The organism is Ruminiclostridium papyrosolvens DSM 2782, from assembly GCF_029318685.1.
Taxonomy (GTDB): Bacteria; Bacillota; Clostridia; order Acetivibrionales; family DSM-1351; genus Ruminiclostridium; species Ruminiclostridium papyrosolvens.
This window is the reverse complement of the sequence record NZ_CP119677.1, coordinates 4,519,063-4,535,778: the sequence shown is the minus strand read 5'-3', so window position 1 is coordinate 4,535,778 and position 16,716 is coordinate 4,519,063. Positions and strand designations below refer to the sequence as shown.

18 protein-coding genes and 3 tRNA genes are annotated in these 16,716 nt (G+C 35.5%); 16 read left to right on the top strand and 5 right to left on the bottom strand.

The features are described from left to right. Positions 1-272: 272 nt before the first annotated feature. Genes P0092_RS20115 through P0092_RS20100 form a run of 4 tightly spaced genes read left to right on the top strand, consistent with a single transcriptional unit; the run spans position 273 to position 3,765 of the window. Positions 273-1,442, top strand: coding sequence for a hypothetical protein (locus P0092_RS20115; protein WP_004621347.1), 1,170 nt, complete (start codon positions 273-275; stop codon positions 1,440-1,442). Positions 1,443-1,460: 18 nt separating this feature from the next. Next, positions 1,461-2,237, top strand: a complete 777-nt coding sequence (locus P0092_RS20110; protein WP_004621349.1) for a hypothetical protein — start codon at positions 1,461-1,463, stop codon at positions 2,235-2,237. Further along, a complete protein-coding gene (locus tag P0092_RS20105; RefSeq protein WP_004621351.1) occupies positions 2,230-3,084 on the top strand; it encodes a hypothetical protein in 855 nt (284 codons plus the stop codon). The genes P0092_RS20110 and P0092_RS20105 overlap by 8 nt, the downstream gene beginning before the upstream one ends. A gap of 21 nt (positions 3,085-3,105) precedes the next feature. After that, positions 3,106-3,765 carry an ATP-binding cassette domain-containing protein gene (locus P0092_RS20100; protein WP_004621352.1) on the top strand — a complete coding sequence of 220 codons (660 nt, stop codon included), beginning with the start codon at positions 3,106-3,108 and terminating at the stop codon, positions 3,763-3,765. 54 nt (positions 3,766-3,819) lie between these two features. Here P0092_RS20100 and P0092_RS20095 read toward each other — a convergent pair whose 3' ends face one another. Continuing rightward, on the bottom strand, positions 3,820-5,835 hold the full coding sequence (locus P0092_RS20095; RefSeq protein WP_158498424.1) for a carboxylesterase/lipase family protein: 2,016 nt from the start codon (positions 5,833-5,835) through the stop codon (positions 3,820-3,822). A 276-nt stretch (positions 5,836-6,111) separates the two neighbouring features. Here P0092_RS20095 and P0092_RS20090 point away from each other — a divergent pair, with 276 nt between their 5' ends. After that, a complete protein-coding gene (locus P0092_RS20090) occupies positions 6,112-6,669 on the top strand; it encodes a GNAT family N-acetyltransferase (RefSeq protein ID WP_004621359.1) in 558 nt (185 codons plus the stop codon). A 9-nt stretch (positions 6,670-6,678) separates the two neighbouring features. On the opposite strand, the gene P0092_RS20085 is transcribed toward P0092_RS20090, so the two are convergent. Continuing rightward, complete coding sequence (locus P0092_RS20085; RefSeq protein ID WP_004621361.1) at positions 6,679-7,089, bottom strand: Fur family transcriptional regulator; 411 nt, start codon at positions 7,087-7,089, stop codon at positions 6,679-6,681. 246 nt (positions 7,090-7,335) lie between these two features. Here P0092_RS20085 and P0092_RS20080 point away from each other — a divergent pair, with 246 nt between their 5' ends. The 7 genes from P0092_RS20080 to P0092_RS20050 all read left to right on the top strand — a co-directional run bounded on the left by P0092_RS20080 (position 7,336) and on the right by P0092_RS20050 (position 12,405). Next, the gene (locus tag P0092_RS20080) at positions 7,336-8,430 is read left to right on the top strand and encodes a hypothetical protein (protein WP_004621363.1); all 1,095 of its coding nucleotides are present in this window, start codon (positions 7,336-7,338) and stop codon (positions 8,428-8,430) included. Positions 8,431-8,606: 176 nt separating this feature from the next. Continuing rightward, the gene (locus tag P0092_RS20075) at positions 8,607-9,611 is read left to right on the top strand and encodes a LacI family DNA-binding transcriptional regulator (protein ID WP_004621364.1); all 1,005 of its coding nucleotides are present in this window, start codon (positions 8,607-8,609) and stop codon (positions 9,609-9,611) included. Positions 9,612-9,780: 169 nt separating this feature from the next. Then, positions 9,781-10,218 (top strand): YaiI/YqxD family protein, encoded by a 438-nt coding sequence (locus tag P0092_RS20070; protein ID WP_004621365.1) that lies wholly within the window; start codon positions 9,781-9,783, stop codon positions 10,216-10,218. 43 nt (positions 10,219-10,261) lie between these two features. Beyond that, positions 10,262-10,936, top strand: a complete 675-nt coding sequence (locus P0092_RS20065; RefSeq protein ID WP_004621367.1) for a lactate utilization protein — start codon at positions 10,262-10,264, stop codon at positions 10,934-10,936. Positions 10,937-10,963: 27 nt separating this feature from the next. Further along, positions 10,964-11,245 (top strand): DUF503 domain-containing protein, encoded by a 282-nt coding sequence (locus P0092_RS20060; protein ID WP_004621369.1) that lies wholly within the window; start codon positions 10,964-10,966, stop codon positions 11,243-11,245. A gap of 45 nt (positions 11,246-11,290) precedes the next feature. Next, positions 11,291-11,788 (top strand): peptide-methionine (S)-S-oxide reductase MsrA, encoded by a 498-nt coding sequence (gene msrA / locus P0092_RS20055; protein WP_338054771.1) that lies wholly within the window; start codon positions 11,291-11,293, stop codon positions 11,786-11,788. A 2-nt stretch (positions 11,789-11,790) separates the two neighbouring features. Next, positions 11,791-12,405, top strand: coding sequence for a GNAT family N-acetyltransferase (locus P0092_RS20050; RefSeq protein WP_004621373.1), 615 nt, complete (start codon positions 11,791-11,793; stop codon positions 12,403-12,405). 41 nt (positions 12,406-12,446) lie between these two features. On the opposite strand, the gene P0092_RS20045 is transcribed toward P0092_RS20050, so the two are convergent. Then, positions 12,447-13,739, bottom strand: a complete 1,293-nt coding sequence (locus P0092_RS20045; RefSeq protein ID WP_004621375.1) for a S1C family serine protease — start codon at positions 13,737-13,739, stop codon at positions 12,447-12,449. A 234-nt stretch (positions 13,740-13,973) separates the two neighbouring features. After that, a complete protein-coding gene (locus P0092_RS20040; RefSeq protein WP_004621377.1) occupies positions 13,974-14,204 on the bottom strand; it encodes a hypothetical protein in 231 nt (76 codons plus the stop codon). A gap of 247 nt (positions 14,205-14,451) precedes the next feature. Between P0092_RS20040 and P0092_RS20035 the strand changes: the two genes are divergently transcribed. The 4 genes from P0092_RS20035 (at position 14,452) to P0092_RS20020 (ending at position 15,767) form a co-directional block, all read left to right on the top strand. Further along, positions 14,452-15,183: a hypothetical protein gene (locus P0092_RS20035; RefSeq protein WP_004621379.1), complete on the top strand. Its 732-nt coding sequence runs from the start codon at positions 14,452-14,454 to the stop codon at positions 15,181-15,183. A gap of 321 nt (positions 15,184-15,504) precedes the next feature. Next, a tRNA-Met gene (locus P0092_RS20030) sits at positions 15,505-15,581 on the top strand. 32 nt (positions 15,582-15,613) lie between these two features. Continuing rightward, positions 15,614-15,688 (top strand) — tRNA-Glu (locus P0092_RS20025). A gap of 3 nt (positions 15,689-15,691) precedes the next feature. Continuing rightward, positions 15,692-15,767: transfer RNA gene (locus tag P0092_RS20020), tRNA-Val, on the top strand. A gap of 31 nt (positions 15,768-15,798) precedes the next feature. On the opposite strand, the gene P0092_RS20015 is transcribed toward P0092_RS20020, so the two are convergent. Then, positions 15,799-16,644, bottom strand: coding sequence for a YitT family protein (locus P0092_RS20015; protein WP_004621380.1), 846 nt, complete (start codon positions 16,642-16,644; stop codon positions 15,799-15,801). Positions 16,645-16,716: the final 72 nt, after the last annotated feature.

The following is a 16,716-nucleotide window of genomic DNA, read 5'->3' as shown; positions in this document are numbered from 1 at the left end:
GTACTTTGAGGATTTTTTATACACTTTTGCGTGTTTACAAAAAGTTCATTGATTATATAATATTTATTAATATTGTGCTGTTAATATAAGTGCATAAACTTTTTTTCATTTTTGTTTTTCCTCTTAATAAATTATTTTTTCTAAAGCTCCGTTTTATAAACGGGGCTTTATTTATGGGGTTTGTTTACATATGATTACATAAATGCTAAAATACAACAAACGGTAATGCTATGAAACGTATTTAATCTATTACAACAGAGGGCTATCTTATTATGAAAAAAACATTTATATTAACATTTATTTGCATACTCATACTTACCTTTATCGGGTGTTCTAACAACGAGAGAATAAATACAAATATCTCAGCTGCAAAATCTTCGATTACGTCAGTTCAAGAGGACTTAAATAATTCATCCAATTCAATACATAGATTTAAAAAAAATCTGGGAGAAAACCTATATGTTGATGCGATAGTTGATGCCCCTAAAATAGAAAGTGTTTCGGTGTTAAAAGCTGAAAGTATAAAGTTTGACCCCGAAACACTACTTAACATATTCTTTAAATTAAAAAATATCAAAGGTAAAAAAGAAGGTGTTGGGGTATTGTATAAAGATGATGAAAAAAACCTTATGATACTTAATGATAAAACCTTTTTTGAATTTTTTACGCCGTTAAAGAGTAATATTCAGGGAATTATTAATACATCTGATACTGGAAATCTAAATAAATTCAAGTTGGAAAATCTGGACTTCATGTTTAAACAAGAAGCAATTTCAAGAGCGAAAGAATTTATTAGTAAACTTAATATAACTACATATGGTCAGCCTAAAGCTTATTCTATTGATTATAAAACCATGCAACAGGAACAGGAAAAAAGCCTAAAAGAAGGCCTTCAGGGTTTTGTTGATTTAGGTAAGGTTAAACTGAAAGAAAAATGGACAAAGGATGATGAATTTTATTATATACAATTTAGAGTAGATATAAATGGCATACCATGTGACAATATAGGATATACACAGATTCCTTCAGGTATTCCGGTGAGTGGTAGTCAAATTGAAATTATTATTTCAAAAAAAGGAATTGAACTTTTTACTCCGCTTGGTACGATTTATAAGAAGGTTGGAACTGTTGGTGATGGCAAGTCTGTAATTACAATCGATAAAGCATTAGAAACTGTAAAAAAAAGGTATGACAGTGTAATTCTACAAAAAGAGATTGTAATTAAAAATATTTCCCTTATATATACGCCTAAATTAATAAATCCCAAAATTGATTCAAAAACCGGTGCAATAGATTTAAAACAGTTAAATCTTGTACCATGCTGGCTTTTTACAATTAATCAAAAAGGAAAAAATACGGAAAACACAAATATTGCAGAAATTGACAAAGTTCCAAATACATATATTCGTGTTAATGCTATTTCTGGAGAAGAAATTCTTTAATACATAAGAGGTGTCAATATGAAATCTTTTTTCAAAACTATAAAAAATGATTTGGTACGCTCAGTTATTTCAATTGAGTTTATTTTGGCAATTGTGGGTGTTTGTGTGGTTTACTATATGGGTGCTTGGAGTGAGCTGAAGTTTGCACCTGACATATTATACTTGTTTAGATATGCTAAAGAGGCAGGTACTTTTGACATAATATTTATACTAGTATCTATTCTCCCGTATACAACATGCTTTTGCAGTGATTGGAATAATCAATACATAAAGCCATTTATTATTCGGACAGGAATTAAACGATATACTATTTCGAAAATTACAGCTTGTATGATATCCGCAGGAAGTGCGTATATCTTTGGAATGTTAGTATTTGTAGCATCACTCAAAGTTAGTTTTCCGGTAATATCCATTAATTCTGATATAGATAATTATACAAAAGCACTGGGCGGAGAATTGCTTATAAATGAAAGATATTTTTTATACTTTGGAGTTTATTGTATTTTGGGATTCTTAACGGCCGCTTTATGGTCTACGGTTGGGCTTTATGCATCAACATACTTACCCAATAAATATATTGCACTATTTACGCCTTTTATAACGTACTATGTTCTAAACCTTTTCACTGGTAAATTTCCTGTATGGCTTAGGTTAAACAGAATTAGTCAGGGACGGTGTATAATTGGAGGAACTGCAACCAGTCTTGGATATATTATACTACTACATCTTTCACTAATTATTGTAATAGGATTTTTGTTTTCAAGAAAAGTAAAAGGTAGGTTAGAAAATGGATAAAATGAGAAGGGTTCTTTCAACAGCTGTAAATAATCTTCGGAAATGGCCGTCAAACCCACGTATCATAATATTATTTATATTGCTTATTATATTTTTAATTAATTATCTTAAACCTATAATTAATTTTTCAAATAGTACAGGGTACAGAGTTACCCCTTGGGTATTTCCGTTTTTCGCTGATTCTGTTTTTACACAAATGATAATGATGTTTGGAATCGTATTTCTTTTCTGCGATGCTCCATTTATGGATGTAACACAGCCATATTCTATTATTCGCAGTGGCAGAACCCGATGGGGACTTGGACAGGTATTATATATCATGGTAAGTACAGCTATTTACTTTTCATTCTTAGCAGTGGTCAGTTGTATCATTATATCGCCGAATATGTTCCTTAGTAATGAGTGGGGGAAGGTCTTAGGGACTCTCGCACAGACAAATGCAGGACAAGTATTTAATATAACTTTGCCTATAAATTATGAAATACAATCAATATACACGCCTGTTCATGCTTTTTTTCTAAGTTTGATACTAGAGTGGTGTGCCGGGACTTTATTGGGACTTATTATATTTATTTTTAATATCAACTTTAATAGAGCCATTGGAGCTATTGTAGCCTCTGTGATGGTTTGTTTAGATATGGTAATCCAAAATGCACTGCCCTTTTACACATATCATTTTTCAATTTTATCATTGGCACGTTTATCTATTCTTGATACTAGCGGATTATCAACCCGTCCAACAGATATATATGCATTTTCCTTCTTCTCTGTAGGAATAGTTTTATCAGGATTTATAGCAGTTTTCTCTGCCCGGAAAAGGTCGGTAAAAATATTACCTCCGGTATAATTAAAATAGGAGAGTTATTTTATGAATAAGGATATTATTATAATCAATAATGTAAGCAAATCATTTAAAGAAAATACAGTGTTAAAAAATGTGTCCGTTACTTTTGAGAAAAATAAAATACATGGTTTAATAGGACGCAATGGGTCAGGCAAGACCATGCTTTTAAAATGTATTTGCGGTTTTGTTCCAGTAACTTCAGGAGAAATCATAGTAAATGGTAAGCTGATTGGAGTAGATACTGATGTACCAAAGGATGTAGGTATTATAATAGAAGCTCCGGGTTTTTTGCCAAACTATAGTGCTTACAAAAATTTATTGTTTTTAGCATCAATTAATAGTAGTATTTCAAAGGAAGAAATTAAAAATGCTATCAAACGTGTTGGACTTGACCCGGAGAATAAAAAATGGGTGGGAAAATACTCCTTGGGTATGAGGCAAAGACTGGGAATTGCACAAGCAATAATGGAAAACCAGTCAATACTTTTGTTAGATGAGCCTATGAATGGCATAGATAAGCATGGTATTAGCGAGATACGTGAACTTTTAATTAATCTGCGGAATGAAGGCAAAACTATTATCCTATCAAGCCATAGCGCTGAAGATATAGATATTTTGTGCGATACAGTATGTGAAATGGACAATGGTATACTTGAGGTAATTCGAAAAGATGCGAAAGTATAGTGTGATTGCCAGATTAAATACGGCAATCACACTATATTTGTAATTAAACACTTATTACCATTGATATAAATACCACATAAGAGCATATGTCATCTCTTTTGCTGGTGACGGAAGTTTGTTTACTTCTAGTTCAATTTCTTCTCTTGAATATTCAGTGTTACTCATACTAATCTTGGCTTTGTTATAATCTGCAGTAAGGATTATGCTCTTGGACGTATTATCACTATTGGACCACTTTTTCCATATAGGTAAGCTGCTGTTATTTGTATTGGGATTGCCTGATAACGAAAAAGACTTTAAATAGGAGGACATAGCATTTTGAAGAGCTTCTCTGCCGTTTTTATTAGCATCAATATAAGCACTTCCGGCTAAAGATTTGCTATTTGGTCCGAAAAAGAAGTCCATGTCAAAGCTGTGTCCTGCACCGAACAGGTAATTGAAGGGAGAGGGTGCGGAGTTCTCACTGCCCCATTTAAACCAATAGCTGTACACATCATCCTGATGCTTTTTAAGGAGTCGTGTATATCCGTCTAAAGCAGATTTCCAGTATGAGGATGAATAATTTGTAACTGTATCAAAGAGCTGTATATCGGTGCTGTTTGCCGGCATCACATCATCAAGTGACATAGAGGGCTGTTCTAATCCAAGAACATTGTATATGTCAGCCCATTTGTGGCCAGTCGTTGTGGAAGCAGACCCAAAAGTAAATGGGAAGAAAGGCTTCATTTCATCGCTGTTACAACCTATTATTACCGGGACATGATTATAGTTTCCAGACTCAAAAGCCTTGCTTAGAGGGCCTGAAAGTACTAGACCATCTGCGATTGAGGTTATAGAGGTGATTCCGCCGCTCTCGTTCATCACAGATTTTGCGATGTCTTCTGCTGATTTGCTTCTGAGATATTTTTCTATTTGAGTATTAGTCATTGTTTTGCTGTATGTAGCTGCTTGGTCTAAATCTTTGCAGGTTCCATCCATAACAAGAAGTTTTTCAACAGCTGAGGCTGATAGAGCTGATGCCGATTGAACAGGTGCATTAGATCCGGCGGCGCTTTGACTTATAGCTTTATGGAAAAGTCCTTTTGCAAGGGGTGAAATCATGAGATTCATTACTTGAAAACCGCCAGCCGATTCGCCTGCTATGGTAACGTTATTATGATCTCCTCCGAAACTGTCAATATTATTTTTAACCCATTTTAGAGCCTGAATCATATCCAGATTTGCATAATTGCCTGATTTATCCTCTGCTGTTCCGTCAGGATTCAGTGCAGTATTGTAGAACCAGCCGAAAGGTCCGAGTCTATACTGAATAACTACAACTACCATATTAGTTATATTTGCAAAGTTTGATAGATCGTAGTCATCTGCTCCTCCCATGACATTGCCTCCGCCGTGAATCCAGAAGTAAACAGGAAGCTTTTCTTTAAACGTTTTTGGTCGGAATATATTAAGGTAAAGGCAGTCCTCAGAACCCATAAGCTTATTCTGCGGAAGCCACTGTTTATTTGCTACAGGCTGAGTACAGCGGGTAAAATCTTCAGTGGATAACCGTACTCCTTGCCAGGCTTCCGGATTTACGGGTGCTTTCCATCTAAGCTCTCCTACCGGAGGTTTTGCGTAAGGTATGCCTGTCCATTTCCAACTGCCGAATCCGGCATCCACACCTGCAATTTTACCGTATTCTGTTGTTATTATGGTCTTTGAAGCATTTTTTATTGAAACTACGCAGGTATTCATACCTTCAATAAGCTTTGGCTGTTTGGATGGAACAATCAATACCGTTATTTTTTTCTTGATATCCTTATTAAGCTTATTAACTGCACTTTTAAAATTAGCTTTTTGGACAAGACTGTATGTATCCTTAATTTGTTTCAATAGTGCTTGTTTCTGAGTATCTGACGTTTTCGGGTTTTTAAAAGCCGATGATGGTAGAGTTTCAATTTGATTACTTAAGGAATCCAATGCCTGAATTGGCTCTGGTGCCACTGAAGAACTGGACTGGATTGCGAAACAGGTACTTGATACTGCGCAGATTAAAAAAACAGATATGGCAAAAACTAGTTTTTTCAAAAAAACTCCTCCTTTTAAAATTTTGTTATATATTAGTAATATAAGATTATTAAATATATAATTTATTATTATTCTAACATATATGTAATAAATTGTAATAATATAGAAATAAATACTCATTGGTTGTGCAATAATGAAAAATGGCATTAAAATTTTCAACCCCTACCAACCAGCTTAAAAAATTATTTACTAACATTAGCGTTACTATTAAGCAAAATGAATATATAATTAATAGATAAAATATATTAGTCAAGTATACAACTTTGGGAGGATAAGATGAAAATATCAAGCGAACGTCTTAGTTTCAGATTCTTTAAACATGAAGATTTTCAACTATTTTATTCTGTATTTTCAAATGAAACGGTTATGAGGTATGCGTGGATAGATAAAGTAAGTAATGAAGAAAGTGCAAATACTTTATTTGAAGGATTCATAAACACGGGAGATGAGGTTAACAAAGACGGCTCATATGCCTTTGCGGTTTTTTCCAAAGAGGGAAATGAATTTGTAGGTTTTGCAGACATAGTTATACATAGCAGGAATAATTCAGGGGGCTGCGGAGAGATAGGATATTTCTTGCTGCCTGAATATTGGGGAAAAGGTTTTGCAACAGAACTAGCAAAAGCATTAATAGAATTTGGCTTTACAAGGCTTGGACTGCACAAGATATCTGCCAGATGCAATTCAAACAACCTTAAATCAGAAGGAATCATGAAAAAGGCCGGTATGACCCTTGAAGGTGAGTTTCGCAAGGTAAGGTTCAAATACGGAAATTGGGATGACGAAAAAAACTACGGTATCCTTTTGGAAGAATGGAAGGCAGCTAACCAATAAATCATCATGCTAATTATGTTTGGCACATTTAGGGCATATACCGGAAAATTCCAGACTGTGTCCTGTTATAGTAAACCCTGTTTGCTTAATGAGGTTTTTTTCAATAATTGATAAGGGACAATCATCAATTGGTACGGTTTGATTACACAAGGTGCATACCAGTTGATGCTTGTGCTGATGGCTGTTTATCTGATAATATGTTTTACCGTCCTGACAAAGATTCTTTAAAAGAATTCCCTTTTCAGAAAGAGTTCCCAAGGTCCTGTACGCTGTGGACAGGCTTAAATGGACAGTCTTAATAACATGAGAGTATATCTCTTCCGCCGTTAATGGTATCGATGAATTTTCCAGCACCTCAAGTATGGCCATACGTCGCTTAGTGTTTTTTAAATCTGAGGATTTCAGAACATTTTTATCCATAATATCTGCTCCTGTTAATTCGTTTTCAAATATAATATAGCTCACTGTAGGATTATATGTCAATGACTGACGCATTAATCCTTATTTGGAAGCCTGTACCCTAACCTGCAAAATGCTACATATTAATACAAAAAACTACATATATCCATTGACAAGCTAAATAAAAAGTTTTATTATGGCAATAAATAACATATATTTATATTGTTACCAAGGCTTGTGCAATCTCAGATTTGATGAGGTGGAAATATGAATAAATATGATTTAAAAGCTCTTAACTTCTTTAAGTGCAGTGACGGAAAAGATGATTTTGTTTCACTACAGCTCAACTGCATGGAATCTTCAATTTATAACATATTAAAGAACAGTGTCAGCATAGATAAAAGCTTAATTACATCTCTTTTTATAAGAGATATAAATCCTGCCTTATGGCTTAGTAAAACAGATAATACCTTACGTATAAATAATGAGAGTAAAAATTTGATACCCCTTTGGAATAAATATATAAAGCTCAATGAGTATGTTAAAATTCAGGAAAAGGACTCCATAGACTTTCTTAAATCACTTCTTGATAAAGGCCATATGGTAATAGTGCAAACAGTATTTGAAAAGATGAAATTCTATCACAAATATGATGCTGACTTTGATTTAAGTACTTATTTTCAGGGACCTCAAAATCATGTTAACATTTTACTACACTACGAGGATGACAAGATATACTTTGCAGAGAAAGCCCATTTTTCAGTAAACAAAAATAATTATGTTACATACGATTTAAACAGCCAGATTGGTGTTGCTCCCATAAGCGAACTTGCTGAGGCATGCAGCCATTTCTTAAGATGTTATACTCTGGAAATCAATGAAACCGAGTTGTGCAAGTTAAGTATAATAAAAGATGAAATTACAGGTTTTCTAAAAACAATGGCAGATAATTATTTCAAAGGAGGCAATAACAATTTGTACGGATACACAATCTATTATGGAATAGATGCTTTACATAAATACATTCAATTGTGTGATGAGAAGTACAATCTCAAAAACTATTTTCAGACAGTGGGCTGGGAGCAAAGGGACAGGCTCACCTTCGATTTCTGGATGCTGTACGGCGCCAGAAAAATCCTCCTTGAGTACCTAAACCGTACAAACGGCAATACTTCCGTGAAAGCTCAGGAACTTTTGGGTACACTGAGAGAATCCATTTCAAGATGGACCGTTTTAGAAAAGCATATGAATAGAATACTTCAGTCAAAAGCTAATAACCTTAATAGCAAAACGGCTGCAATGGTTATGGATATAATTCAATTGGAATCTAATTTACATAATATATTAACAAACTATGTTTAGCCCTGCTGCAACCAGAAACGAAGGTGCTCTAATTCTTGACAGAAAATGTAAATATATATATGCTTTTAATTAGGTTAGCGTTGAGCCAAAGATGACAAAACTCGTTAAATTATAGTAAAATAATAATCAACCACTAAAGAAAAATGGTACTGACAGTTTTTATGAGAGGTGAGACTATGAAAAGCAGTATATCCATGAAGAATATCGCCAGAGAGTTAAATGTCAGCATTGTCACAGTTTCTAAAGCATTGAATGATAAAGACGGTGTCAGTGAAGAATTAAAGAAAAAGATAAAAGATTTAGCAGATAAAATGGGGTACAGGTATAATATGATGGCAAAATCCATGAGAGATGGTTTGTCATACAATATAGGAGTAATCATTCCCGAACATTTTTTGGGGGATGAAAAGTCATATTATTTCAGTGTATTCAGACACCTATCCCAGATAATGGAGAGGTACCAGTATTGCGCAATCCTTCAGGTATTAAACTCCGTGGATGAGCACAATGTTGTACTGCCTAAGTTTTATTATGACAAAAAGGTTGACGGACTTATTGTTCTGGGACAGGTGAATAAAGCCTACATAAAGGCTTTGCAGAATATTGAAATACCCGCTGTATTTCTGGATTTTTATGATGAAAGTACAAATGTTGATTCTATAACAGTTGACAATTATTCAGGAGCTTATGAATTAACAAATTACCTCATAAAAAACGGACATGTTAGTATAGCATTTGTGGGAGATATATATGCCACCAGCAGTATACAGGACAGATTTCTGGGTATGTGCAAATCTCTTCTGGAGCATGGTATAAAATTGCGGGAAGATTATGTGATATGTGACAGAGACCAGGATGGAAAATACATTGAGCTGAAGTTCCCTGAAGATATGCCTACGGCATTTGTGTGTAACTGTGACGGGATAGCATATAACCTCATAATAAAGCTAAAGGAGATGGGCTATAGTGTGCCGGAGGATTTTTCCGTAGTGGGGTTTGATAACGATATATATGCTACAATCTCTGAACCGCAAATTACCACAGTAGAGGTGGATGTACAGGAAATGGCGGGAACAGCTGTGAAATCCATCCTTGACAAGATAAAGAAAGAGAACAAAAGTCAAGGCAGGTCCACCATAAAGGGCAGGATTGTGTACAGAGACTCAGTTAAAAAAATTTAATTCTCAAAAATTAAAAATTGCATGGGTAATCCATGTGATTTTTTTATTTTATCACACTGTAAAACTTAACGTTAACTTAATGTCTCAGTGAGGAAAGACTAAGGAAGGTTGATTTAAATGAGTTACTTGGTATAGTATAATAAATAAAATGAATCCGGAAGGAAATTATATGCAAATACTTGTAGATGCAGATGCATGCCCGGTAAAAAATATAATCATCAGGATTGCAAAGGAATATGGTATTCCTGTCATAATGATTATTGATACCAGTCACCAACTAAATGATGGATATAGCACGGTAATAACCGTAGACAAGGCGCGTGACAGTGTTGACATAAAACTTATTAATATGCTCAAAAAGAATGATATTGTAGTTACTCAAGACTATGGTGTAGCTGCCATGGGATTGGGTAAAGGCGCAAAAGTTCTGAATCAGAACGGTTTGATATACTCGGATAACAATATCGACAGATTGTTATTTGAAAGACATTTGGGACAAAAAATCAGGAGGGCGGGGGGAAGAACCGGAACTATAAGAAAAAGGTCAAAGGAAAATGATGAAGCGTTCGAAAAAGCGCTCCTGATGCTCATAAAATCAGAAACTTAAAGCACCAATAAATATATTATATAGGAATATGGAGGTATAAAAAATGGATAAAAATGCAAGGGATATTGTAGACAAAAGAATTAAGAGAACCATGGAAAATTTAAAAGCCAATAACATGCAACCTTATTACGTAGAAACTGTAAAAGATGTTGCAGGAAAGGTAACCGAATTGCTTAAAGAAGGGGATACGGTTGCTGTGGGTGGCTCTATGAGCCTGTTTGAGGCAGGAATCATAGATTTGCTGCGTTGTGGTAAATATACTTTTCTTGACAGATATGAAAATGGATTATCCCGTGAACAGATGAAACAAATATTTCGTAAATCCTTTTTTGCCGATGTGTACTTGAGCAGTTCGAATGCTATAACGGAAAATGGGGAACTATACAATGTAGACGGTAATTCCAATAGGGTGGCTGCCATATGTTACGGTCCGGATTCAGTAATAATTGTGGTGGGTATAAATAAAATAGTAAGAAATCTTGATGAGGCAGTTAAAAGGGTAAAAACCATGGCAGCTCCTGCAAATGCAACAAGGCTTGATTATCCATCCTATTGCAGGGAAAAAGGAGAATGTATGGGACTGAATTCAGGAGATTCCTGTATGACAAGCGGCTGCGGCGGTCAAAACAGAATATGCTGCAATTATGTTGTCAGTGCATACCAGAACCAAAAGGACAGAATAAAGGTATTAATAGTTGGAGAGGAACTGGGTTATTAATAGGATTTAATGGAATAGGGAGGCTGTATGATTGTATCAACTTTGAGAATAAAGCTTTATGCACCCATGTGTCATTCACTAAAGGACAAGCGTATGATAGTTAAGAGCATAGTGCAAAGGGCCAGAAACAAATTTAATATATCTATAGCTGAGATAGAGGAACAGGATTTATATCAGACTATTGTAATAGGAGTGGCGTGTCTGTCCACAGCCAGAACGCAGGCAAATGCCGTTCTTAATGAGGTCATGAAATTTATAGAGGCAAATACAGAAGCAGAAATAACTGATATTATATTTGAAGACAGATAAATATTTTCAAAAGGAGTGGCTGCAATGATTGAAGCAAAAAATAGCATTACTGAGATATGGCTTGCAGGTGGCTGCTTCTGGGGAGTTCAGGCATTTTTATCAAGACTTCCGGGAGTAATCCATACTGAGGTGGGATATGCAAACGGAAACACCCAAAACCCTACCTATGAAGATGTTTGCAGGAGGTCAACAGGTCATGCTGAAACTGTTTATGTAAAGTTTGATAAAACTAAGATAGCAATGGAAAAGCTGCTGGATTACTTTTTTAGAATTATAGACCCTACCTTGCTCAACAGACAAGGAAATGATATAGGTATACAGTACCGCACGGGTATTTACTATAAGAATCCCGAAGACAGAGAAAATATAGAAAGCTATATTAACGGCAAACAGGCTTCTTACAAGGGAAAAATACTGACAGAGGTACTTCCACTTGATAATTTTTATAAAGCAGAGGATTATCATCAGGAATACCTTGACAAAAATCCTAACGGATACTGTCATATTGACTTGGCTATACTGAATGAAATTGGAAAGGAATAACAATGGCATACGATATAAGGTCTATTAATTTGCATGAGCTCAGGGATTTATACATAAACATAGTAAATGACTTTGCTCCGGGGGAGTATCCACCCTATGAAACTTTATACAATCAGCTTGAAAATGACATCCAAAAGGGATTTGTGCTTGTAAATGACAAAAAGGATGTTGCGTATTCAATTTGTACCGCTGACAGTACGGATTCCTTTGTTCTTGTAAGCTTATTGGCAGTCTACAACGGACATAGAGGAAAAGGCTTTGGTTCAAAATTCATTGAAATATTAAAAGAAAGCTATTGCGGTGAAAGAAGCATTATTGTTGAGGTTGAAAAGCCTGAAGTTGTTTTGGAGCAGAAAGAACGCAACATAAGGGAAAACAGGATAAAATTCTATGAAAAAGCCGGCTTTATACTGCTGCCGGATATTGATTATGTTTTATGGGATATTCCTATGTATTTAATGATTTTACCCAAGGAAACGCTAAAGATTAATACAGATACCATAAATGATGTAAATGAAACAATAGGGAAGGTTATGGGGGATATTTATCTCAAACTTCTGGGGAAAAAATTCTTTTATAAGATGGATTTAAATATAAAAAACAAAACAGGGCTTTAGGGGGTATATTAAAGCCCTGTCTTGTTTTTGAAAATTAATTGCTATTGGTTAGCTTCAGTAAAGGTAAGCTTGAGAGTTACTTGCTGACCGCTTCTGGAAACAACTACATCCACAGTATCTCCTGCTTTATGCAGTTTTTTGATTGCATCAATGTCTGCATTTGTTTTTATTTTTTTACCGTCAACCTTAATGATAATATCCTTTGCTTTGATGCCTGCATTTTCTGCGGCTCCTCCGGGAGTTACTTCTACTACATATAGTCCAACCGGTATTCCGTACATTTGAGAGTATTGCTCAGGAACTTCCTGAGTTGAAATTCCCATCAAAGGTTTTCCCTTAACATATCCATAAGTTTTGAGCTGCTCAACTATAGGTTTTGCTGTATCAACTGGTATCGCAAAGCCAAGGCCTTCAACACCACTTTCAGATATCTTCGCTGAATTAATACCTATTACCTGTCCTTTTGAATTCACAAGGGCACCGCCGCTATTACCGGGGTTTATTGCAGCGTCAGTCTGGAAAAGATCCATAGGCCCGTTACCTGTATCAACCTGTCTGTTAAGTGCACTTATTACACCAACGGTTACAGAGCCGGCGAACTCCATTCCAAGTGGGTTTCCAATGGCTACGGCGGTATCTCCTACTTCCACTTGTGAGGAGCTGCCAAGTTCTGCAACAGGAAGGTTAGTAAGATTTATCTTTATAACAGCAAGATCGTTATCCTCATCACCACCTATAAATGTAGCTTTTGCTTGTCTTTTATCAGGTAAATACACAGTAAGTGTAGTATTTTTTGCTCCTTTTTTAGGGTCTGCATATGATACAACATGGTAATTTGTCATTATATATCCGTCGGAACTGATTATAATACCTGAACCCTCAGAACTGGAGTTGGAGGGTGTACTGAAACCGTAAAATCCCGAAGAACGATTGTTTTGAACGCTCATTGTTACACCAACAATTGAGGGGCCGACTTTCTTTGCTATCTGAGATATACTCATGTCACCTGCCGAAGTATTTAAAAGAGTGGACGCTTTTAGTGAGTCGGCTGAGGATGAAGTAAGGGTCCCTACGGCGGAGTCTGTATTGCTTTTGGCTGAGAGTGCAACTGTTTTCTGGATATCACCTACCTGTCTGTCGAGCTCCTTTGAAAACTTGTAGTACATTCCGCCACCAACTGCTGCCCCGGTAACCATTGAGGTTATAAGTACAAGTGATAAATAGGTTGTAAACTTATGTTTTTTTCTTTTGGGGCTAATAGTTATAATTTGGTTGTTATCAATGTTTGAATTATTATAGTATTCATTTTTCCAATCATCATTATTGTTATACATAATTGGGTCCTCCTATCGTTTAAAATTTCTTAAGTTACCTTATGCTTATATAATATCTTTAAATTATGTATATTTTACGAAGAAAAAGTTAATAAACTGTTATGATTTTTAAAACAAAATGTTAACAGGACATATAAATAGTTGTTAGAGTCCTGTCTGCCAGGGGAATCGTAAGCCGATGTTTTCCAGCAAACGATTTTACCCCGGTAAACGTGGTATGCCTGATATTGACGTTTACTCGATATTTTTAGGGGTATATTTTTCGTTGACGAAGGTAAAATCACAAGGGATAGCTTCTGCGAAAATTTCAAATAATGATTTACTGGCTGCATCATCAATATCCACTAGTACATTTTCCTCCAGAAGGGCGATAACCTTACCGTAACCGATTAACTTGTCATCTCTTGTTATTGCCAATTGGTCGCCCTGCTGAATAAATTCCTGTCTTCCACATTGAATTATCATATGGTCACCTGACCTTATATAAAATTTACTCACTTCCATATAATAATATTAGATGTAATTGATTTGAAGAACCTATATATTGCAATTTGTTATTGTAAATAAGTACGAAAGTGGCATTAATATTTATACCCTTGGGGTAAATAGTTTATTCAATCGCCGGAACATGGGAAATATATAATTTCACCCTTACTGAAGCTTTTCATATTATATAGTAACAGTTCAAAATATTGAAAAAGGGGAGAACTAAATGCTGTATTCAAATAATTCAGGTTCGTTTCCTAACGATATCGGAAACATAGTTGCCAGTGCCTACGGTGACGTAAACGGAGACAGGATTGCCGATTATGTATTTCTCACGGCTGTCAAAACACCTGACAGTGATTTTTTGCGTGATATTACCCTTGTCATAAAGGACGGAAGAACGGGTATTAAACAAAGCGCAAAGCTTCCTTCAGATGCAGGCTATTCTCCGAGTCTGTTTCTGGGTGATTTTACCGGAGACAGAATTAATGATATATTAATAGGGATTAATTCCGGGGGAAGCGGCGCCATAATGTTTTATTACATTTTTTCAGATGTAAATAACCGTCTTTCAATGATATTCAACTATGAAGATTTTAATAATAAATATCAATACAAAGTAACCTATCTTAATTACTACAAAGTGTCAGTTCAGAATCTGACGGAGAAATCTACTTACATACTGGATATAACATATAAAGGCAGAGAGTACTTAAGTGAAATTTATACTAACGATGGAATACTCAAAGCACCCATTGAAGGCTGGGTCGATCCTCTAAGCGGGTTGTATCCTGTTGATTTTGACGGTAACGGTGTATACGAACTACTGGGTTATCAGAAAATAGCAGGGCGATACCATGCAGATTCTCTGGGGTACGTACAAAGCATATTAAAAATCCAAAACTTTAAGTTTGAACTTTCAAGCCAATATGTGGCTATTTATGGTTCTCAGGAGTAAAAATGTACAATAAAATTAATTGATTGAATAAAATTTTTAAATAATTTATACATATACAAATAGGATTATTTCCTATAAAATTTGTATTGTTGAAAACAATCAATTCTGGTCGGCGGATTATTCCGCCGGCCGGTCTTAAAATATATTCCTCCTGAAAAAACAGATCCCTTATACCTTGTGGTTTAAGGGTTTTTTACTGCCATTTTGTGGGTATTTATCGAAGTTTATATTTTTAAAAAAAATTATAAACTTTCTATTGACACATGTCCTATTTCTTATGTATAATGTAAAAGCACGTTAGAGAACGGGCGACATAAAAATGGCGGCGTAGCTCAGTTGGCCAGAGCATCCGGTTCATACCCGGCAGGTCGTAGGTTCAAATCCCACCGCCGCTACCATTTTAAGCGATATTCACTATCGCTTATTTTATGGCCCATTGGTCAAGCGGTTAAGACACCGCCCTTTCACGGCGATAACAGGGGTTCGATTCCCCTATGGGTCACCAATCGGGAGCTTAGCTCAGCTGGGAGAGCATCTGCCTTACAAGCAGAGGGTCATAGGTTCGAGCCCTATAGTTCCCACCAAAAAGACTGCATTTTTTAAAATGCAGTCTTTTTATATACTTCTGAAGCCTTTGCCTATGGTTTCTGAAGTATTGCTTATGGTTATAAATGCAGAGTTGTCTATACTGCGTATATAAGTCCGTAGCTTTATAGCTTGTTTTCTGCTGAGGACTGTAGAAATTACGTTCTCAGTGTTGTGGCTGAAGGCACCTTCGGCTTTATATATAGTTGCTCCTCTATGAAGCTGGGTTACGATATATTCCTTTATCTCATCTGATTTTGAACTGATTATAACAAACTGTTTGCTGACGTTGAACCCTTCCAATACAAGGTCAATGACAAAAGCTTTAAGTGAAAGACCAAGAACAGAGTACATGCCTATTTTTATCCCAAAGACTGCTCCGGCTCCGGCTGCGATGAGAAAATCAGTCAATAGCAATGTTTTTCCGATATTCAGGTTTGTATGTTTGCTTAATATCTTGGCTACAATGTCCGTTCCTCCTGTAGAGGCATTGAGATTAAAAACAATGGCAGAGCCTATGGCAGGAAAAATAATTGAGAATATAAGTTCTAGCATCATATCGTCTGTAAGGGAATGCTTTAAGGGAAATATTTTTTGAATAGCCCATACAATCCCTGAGAGAGCAAAGCTGGAATACATTGTTTTTGAGCCGAAATCCTGACCTAGAAAAATGAAGCCTACAATAAGCAGGGCTACATTTATTATCAGCATCATCGGGCCTACGTCTATGTCTTTGAAAAAACTGCTGGCTATTATGGCAAGTCCGCTTACTCCGCCTGTTGCAAAATTATTAGGTATTTTAAAAAAACAGATACCTATACCCACCATAAGCAAGCCTACATTAATTAATATGAAATGCATAATATGTTTCTTCATTATATATCACAGCCCCTATAGCAGATTTATAATGTACTCAATATATAATATTATTCTTTACAACATTAATCG

What these genes read in the sequence shown, in the direction of transcription:
- P0092_RS20115 (WP_004621347.1), top strand. Translation starts at nt 273, where the DNA reads ATGAAAAAAACATTTATATTAACATTTATTTGCATACTCATACTTACC.
- P0092_RS20110 (WP_004621349.1), top strand. Translation starts at nt 1,461, where the DNA reads ATGAAATCTTTTTTCAAAACTATAAAAAATGATTTGGTACGCTCAGTT.
- P0092_RS20105 (WP_004621351.1), top strand. Translation starts at nt 2,230, where the DNA reads ATGGATAAAATGAGAAGGGTTCTTTCAACAGCTGTAAATAATCTTCGG.
- P0092_RS20100 (WP_004621352.1), top strand. Translation starts at nt 3,106, where the DNA reads ATGAATAAGGATATTATTATAATCAATAATGTAAGCAAATCATTTAAA.
- P0092_RS20090 (WP_004621359.1), top strand. Translation starts at nt 6,112, where the DNA reads ATGAAAATATCAAGCGAACGTCTTAGTTTCAGATTCTTTAAACATGAA.
- P0092_RS20085 (WP_004621361.1), bottom strand. Translation starts at nt 7,089, where the DNA reads ATGGATAAAAATGTTCTGAAATCCTCAGATTTAAAAAACACTAAGCGA.
- P0092_RS20080 (WP_004621363.1), top strand. Translation starts at nt 7,336, where the DNA reads ATGAATAAATATGATTTAAAAGCTCTTAACTTCTTTAAGTGCAGTGAC.
- P0092_RS20075 (WP_004621364.1), top strand. Translation starts at nt 8,607, where the DNA reads ATGAAAAGCAGTATATCCATGAAGAATATCGCCAGAGAGTTAAATGTC.
- P0092_RS20070 (WP_004621365.1), top strand. Translation starts at nt 9,781, where the DNA reads ATGCAAATACTTGTAGATGCAGATGCATGCCCGGTAAAAAATATAATC.
- P0092_RS20065 (WP_004621367.1), top strand. Translation starts at nt 10,262, where the DNA reads ATGGATAAAAATGCAAGGGATATTGTAGACAAAAGAATTAAGAGAACC.
- P0092_RS20060 (WP_004621369.1), top strand. Translation starts at nt 10,964, where the DNA reads ATGATTGTATCAACTTTGAGAATAAAGCTTTATGCACCCATGTGTCAT.
- P0092_RS20050 (WP_004621373.1), top strand. Translation starts at nt 11,791, where the DNA reads ATGGCATACGATATAAGGTCTATTAATTTGCATGAGCTCAGGGATTTA.
- P0092_RS20045 (WP_004621375.1), bottom strand. Translation starts at nt 13,739, where the DNA reads ATGTATAACAATAATGATGATTGGAAAAATGAATACTATAATAATTCA.
- P0092_RS20040 (WP_004621377.1), bottom strand. Translation starts at nt 14,204, where the DNA reads ATGATAATTCAATGTGGAAGACAGGAATTTATTCAGCAGGGCGACCAA.
- P0092_RS20035 (WP_004621379.1), top strand. Translation starts at nt 14,452, where the DNA reads ATGCTGTATTCAAATAATTCAGGTTCGTTTCCTAACGATATCGGAAAC.
- P0092_RS20015 (WP_004621380.1), bottom strand. Translation starts at nt 16,644, where the DNA reads ATGAAGAAACATATTATGCATTTCATATTAATTAATGTAGGCTTGCTT.